The organism is Sodalinema sp. (assembly GCF_046483825.1).
Lineage (GTDB): Bacteria > Cyanobacteriota > Cyanobacteriia > Cyanobacteriales > Geitlerinemataceae > Sodalinema.
The window spans coordinates 1-2,894 of record NZ_JAWOCL010000149.1; the positions used below are offsets into that span (position 1 = coordinate 1).

At 50.9% G+C, this 2,894-nt stretch carries 4 protein-coding genes; 1 reads left to right on the forward strand and 3 read right to left on the reverse strand.

What is annotated here, in order from left to right; genetic code table 11:
- Positions 1-229: 229 nt before the first annotated feature.
- Positions 230-796, forward strand: coding sequence for a Uma2 family endonuclease (locus tag R6U67_RS09745; RefSeq protein ID WP_410252355.1), 567 nt, complete (start codon positions 230-232; stop codon positions 794-796).
- A gap of 19 nt (positions 797-815) precedes the next feature.
- On the opposite strand, the gene R6U67_RS09750 is transcribed toward R6U67_RS09745, so the two are convergent.
- The 3 genes from R6U67_RS09750 to R6U67_RS09760 form a co-directional block, all read right to left on the reverse strand.
- The gene (locus R6U67_RS09750; protein ID WP_410252356.1) at positions 816-1,652 is read right to left on the reverse strand and encodes an alpha/beta hydrolase family protein; all 837 of its coding nucleotides are present in this window, start codon (positions 1,650-1,652) and stop codon (positions 816-818) included.
- A 15-nt stretch (positions 1,653-1,667) separates the two neighbouring features.
- Positions 1,668-1,901, reverse strand: a complete 234-nt coding sequence (locus tag R6U67_RS09755; protein ID WP_410252358.1) for a ferredoxin-thioredoxin reductase variable chain — start codon at positions 1,899-1,901, stop codon at positions 1,668-1,670.
- Positions 1,902-2,074: 173 nt separating this feature from the next.
- Positions 2,075-2,650: a Crp/Fnr family transcriptional regulator gene (locus tag R6U67_RS09760; protein ID WP_410252357.1), complete on the reverse strand. Its 576-nt coding sequence runs from the start codon at positions 2,648-2,650 to the stop codon at positions 2,075-2,077.
- Positions 2,651-2,894 lie beyond the last annotated feature (244 nt).

Here is a 2,894-nt window from a genome sequence, read left to right on the forward strand (position 1 = left end):
ATTACCGTGAAAATAATTGGCGATAATATTATAGCATGACAATCAGTGGGATTGTCAATTTTCAGGGCATCGACCCCTTCAATTGACTTGAGGAGTCCATGTATCCCGACGCTGACCATTCTGGTACAGCGCGGGACTTATCGCCCCTCAAACTCCCCAGAAGTTAAGAATTAAGAATTAAGACCAGCGCAACCACTCCTGTTAACCCCCGGTATGATTGAAGTCCCCCATGGTCAGACTTGACGAGAAATCCCTAACCCTCGAAGAATTCCTACAATACCCAGAAACTCAACCCGCCAGCGAATATAAGCAAGGGCGAGTCACCCAAAAACCGATGCCTCAAGGACAACACAGCACCTTGCAGGTGGATTTAACCGAAACCATTAATGCCGCCACCAAACGGCAAAAGATTGCCCGGGCCTACACTGAAATACGCTGTATCGTTGGCGATCGCGTCATTGTCCCCGATATCGGTATTTTCACCTGGGACCGCATTCCAACCGATGAGCAAGGCAATGTGGCCAATCAATTTAACCTCGCTCCCAATTGGCTCATCGAAATCCTCTCTCCGAATCAAGCCACAATTCCTGTCACTGATAAAATCCTGCATAGTCTCAACTATGGAACTGAGATGGGTTGGCTCATCGATCCGAGCAGTCAAACCATTTTGGTCTATCCCGCTGGGCAACAGCCACAAGTCTTCCAGAATAGCGAGGCCAGTCTACCGATTCCAGACCCCATCCCTCCCCTCAATTTAAGTGCCGCTGAAATCTTTTCCTGGCTCAAACATCCCTAACTGTGAATAAGGTTAACTTTCAAAATTCTCCTTGCAGAGAGACAACGGGATCTATTGTCCCTAACATCTGCCTGAGATAGTCTCGGGCGATCGCATCCTCAAGCACCCAGGCCCGCAAAAACACCCCACTCCAACGAGCGAGGGTATCGAGGGCAATCTCTTGAGGTAAATCTGGTAAACGAGGATCTAACGGGGCCTGAGGGGGATTATTGACATTGGTAATTCCGTAATGGTTGGCCCCTTCTAGCTCTAAATAGAGTTTAGGCGGCGTAGCCAGCCTTGTATAGGTTCCCCGGACCTCGGCGGCCGGCATAAGACTATCACGACTCCCCGCCATGAGGGCCAGAGGCAATCCTTGGCTATTGAGGGGGCGATCGCCGTCGCCTTCTAGATCCAACTCAACATCCAACAAACTCCCATAAAACGCCGCTGCTTTCAATTGAGGCGGTAAACTATAATCCCCCGAAGCAAAGGAGACGGCTGACGCATTCACCACCGCATCGAGTCCCACAATCCCTCCCTGAGAATGACCTAACAGAGCCACATTCTCGGGATTAACCCGTTCAAAGAGGGGCGACTGGGGATTTTGGGTTTCCCGTCGTAGGGTCGCCTGTACGTCCGCAACTAGCCCTGTGGCCGCAAACAACTCCTCCCGTCGAGGTAAACGAGTTTCGGGGTCGGGTAAGGCCACCACAAAGCCATACTGTGCCAAACGTTGGGCATAGTAGGAATAATGGCTCGGGGCGACGTTTAATCCTTTCAGGAACACCGCCAAGGCTAAAGGCTGATCGCTGGCGGCGGGGTAATGAAACGTTACCGCCATTCCGCCAACGCTCTGATTGTTCAAGGGCGACATGAGGTTAGAAGAGATTTAGGAGACCGCCTCAACTTCGTCGGGACGAAAATGGGCGCGTAATTTCTTCTTACCCACCAAAAACAGCACTTGAACCGGAAGATTGGCACTAATCGGCTTTCCGTCCAACTCTTCAATCACGTTTAGGACTTCTCCCTCGCTCCCTTTCATGTCAAACGGTTGGTTGCGATGTTCGGGGTGATGGTAGACAATGACAGATTCTTTGACGCGGACGCGACTGCCGACTTCAATCGTTGACATGTGTTTGCTCTATAGTTCCCAACAAAAACGACGGACGATTTTATCATAGGACTTACCGACCGTACGTTATGTATCTTGCCACAGAAGCTGTACCGGACAAAGTCGCGGTTAACGAATGCCTATCTCAACAATTATTGCCAAGATATTTTTATAGTTGTGGATAGTTATGGCATTAAAACGTCATGGCTGAGAATCCAATGGTCCCGAGTCCGTTGCATCAGTCCTTCCTCCTCAAGTTGGCCGAGAGTCCGAGTCACGGTGACACGGGAGGTTCCCAGGATTTCGGCGATCGCCCGATGGGAGAGTTTTAGCTCAATCACGCGACCGTTAGCACTCTCACGACCGAATTTGTAAGAGAGCCATTGCAAAAAGGCTAAGATGCGATCGCGGATGCGTTCTTGACGCAAAATAGCAAGAAGCTGTTGCGATTCTTGAGCATGATCAATTAACTGGTCTGTAATTGACCGCCAATGCGATCGCGGAATCGCCTGAACTTGCACATCCGTCAGACATTCGAGTTCATAGGGGGTCACCCGAGACAAAGCCACCCCAACGACATCTCCGACAGTCCACAACCCCAAACTAATTGGCGTTCCCGCATCAGTCCAGGTGAGGCTACGCACAACACCAGCCGTAATTTTCCAGAGACTATCAGCTTGGGACGGGATCAAACTCCGCTGACGGAACGGACGCAGTTGAACAGCAGGAGAAGCAATCCGAGGCTCTTGAGTAGCAAACACGGCAATTTTCCAAACGGAGAACAAAAACGGAACGAAAGAATAGAAAATAGGGACAGAGACGGACCTCCATCCCCGATTCATGACATAAGAGGTGTGAGGTTTCCCGAAGCCAGGCTAGACAGGAACCCAAGACGGGTCGGTTTCACCCCACCCCGACTCTTGGAGTCACGTAAAACTCCTGGGAGGGTTGGAAGCTCCGTGATTGATCGCGGAGAGGAAAACCGACTCAAGCGGCTTTAGCCGC